The 2,114-nt window shown below is 51.7% G+C and carries 1 protein-coding gene; it reads right to left on the minus strand.

Going from position 1 to position 2,114, the window contains the following annotated elements; translation table 11 throughout:
* Positions 1-614: 614 nt before the first annotated feature.
* A complete protein-coding gene (locus H8S45_RS15665) occupies positions 615-1,826 on the minus strand; it encodes an IS110 family RNA-guided transposase (RefSeq protein ID WP_054328578.1) in 1,212 nt (403 codons plus the stop codon).
* Between the last annotated feature and the right edge of the window lie 288 nt (positions 1,827-2,114).

Raw genomic sequence — 2,114 nt, forward strand, 5'->3', positions numbered from 1 at the left:
AAAGTCTGCAAATAAAAAGTCAATAGGGGGAATGGAGAAAATGATGAAAAGAAAAAGGGCATACCCAAAGCGGCCAGATGGTAAAATGCGCTGGCCAGATAGGAAGATATGTATCAAGGAGTGTTATTTCTGAGGCAGCAGAATGGTTGCTTTGGAGAAGTCTTTCCAATCCAAGCATTGCCCACAGCGGTCACAGTAAGGCTGGTATTCCCGTTCCATAGTCTTTCCACATTGAGGGCAGACTGAGAAGCCAGTAAGGCCATGAAGGAAATGAAAGCAGCGGATCTGCGTCACTGGCATGGGTTTGCGGAAAGACATTTCCCTCCAAATTGCCGAGGGAATCAGCAGGTCATTTGGTGTCAGATTAAAACCAACGCAGAGTTTTTCCAATGTCAAGATCGTTGGGGCGGTTTTGCCTCTGGCAATGTCGCCAAAGTACCTGGAACTGAGGTCACATCGTTCCGAGGCAGTTTCATAGCTGAGCTTGCGAGTATCACATAATCTGAGGACGGAGGTGGATAAATTGTCTAAAAACATCTTAATCGCTCTCTTTCTGTCATAAGATGTTTTTAGCGTAAATGCAGTATCGTTCCCCGACAAGGAAGGATGCTTCCTTAATTTCCCTCCAGAGATGCCAGATATTCTTTTATTCTGCCGTAGTAGATGCGCAGGAACTTGTTGGTGCCGGCTGTCATGTAAACCAGGTAGGGCTTGCCCTCGGCTCGTTTCTTGTCCATGAAACGGTACACTGGATCATTCTGAGGCATGGTTTTCAAAAGGCAGTCCATGACTAGGAACAAGGCGCGGCGCAGCTCCGGCGGGCCGCTTTTGGATGTCCGGTTGCTTTTGGCCTCGTGGGTGCCAGACTGGTCAGCGCCAGGGTCAACACCGGCAAAAGCCGTAATGGAGCCTCTGTGTGCAAACCGGGTCACATCACCAATCTCTGCCATGAGCTGGGGGCCGAGAGAATTGCCTACGCCGCGCATGGCCATGACAACTGGATATTCGGGGAGTTGGGCAGCCAGAGTGCGCATTTCAGCCTTGAGTTGCTCCAGAGATTTGGAGACGGCGTTCAGCGCGTCAATGGCCTGCCGGATCATGGTTTTGGTCAGGGCGTCCTTGGGGAGCATGGCAATCAGGTCTTGCGCCTCCATGTGAATCTCAATGGCCCGGCTCTGGCTGAAGTTGTAGCCGTGGCGTTTGCACCACTTGCGGTAGCGCTCCATAAAAGCAGTGAGGCTCATAGCCCGCACACAGTCCACGTGCCAAAAGGTCGTGGCAAAGTCCACCCACTTCTGGCTGCCGTCCTCACGGACAGGGCTGTCAAACAGGGCGTTGACATCGGGATAGGTCTGGTCCAAGAGGGCGATGAGGTTGTTTTTCATCATCGTCTTGGTTTTGGAGTACAGCCCCTGCTGCCGATTCAGCGTTTTCAGTTGCATCCGAATCGTGTCCATAGGAGTATGTTGGCGCAATTCTACCCAGTTGTCAAGCCCATAGCGGGCAATCTTCCTGGCGTCTGCCTTATCTGTTTTCACTTTGCGCAGGGTGTTGTTCCCGTAGTCTTTAATGAGCTTAGGATTGACTGCGCTAACAAAGATGCCCTCCTCATGGAGAAAGCGGGCCACCGGCTCATAGTAGCGCCCAGTGTGCTCCATGACCACCCGCGTCTCACCGTCCAGGCTTTTCAAGTAGTTTGCCAGTTCCTTGAGTTCACTGCCGGTGTGACCAACAGAAAACGGCTTTGCCACCACTTCCCCGAAGGGACGGAGAACAGTTACCATGCTCTTTCCTTTGGAAACATCGACCCCTGCTACATTGTTCATGCACAACGCTCCTCATCGTAGATTTGTCTTTTGGCGTCCAGCCATTTCATCATTGCCGATCCAATCTATTTGATGACACGGGCGCACCGATGTGGCGGCTCAACCTGCATAAATCGAACGCTGCGAAGGAGAGGCTGGCTGACGGACTTTACAACGGACGCATTGGTCCTTGGAGTTTAACATCAGGCCAAGACACTCTCATTCTAACAGCTTTGGCAACGGCGCGGAAAAAGACACGGCTGGCTGCCGTGCCTTGAACCGTAAATCTATTGTAATAGGAGTTTATGC

Source organism: Agathobaculum faecis (assembly GCF_014287995.1).
In the GTDB taxonomy this organism is placed as follows: Bacteria; Bacillota; Clostridia; order Oscillospirales; family Butyricicoccaceae; genus Agathobaculum; species Agathobaculum ammoniilyticum.

Bases quoted from the DNA above. Each gene is read 5' to 3' on its own strand.
- H8S45_RS15665 (WP_054328578.1), bottom strand. From the start codon at position 1,826: ATGAACAATGTAGCAGGGGTCGATGTTTCCAAAGGAAAGAGCATGGTA.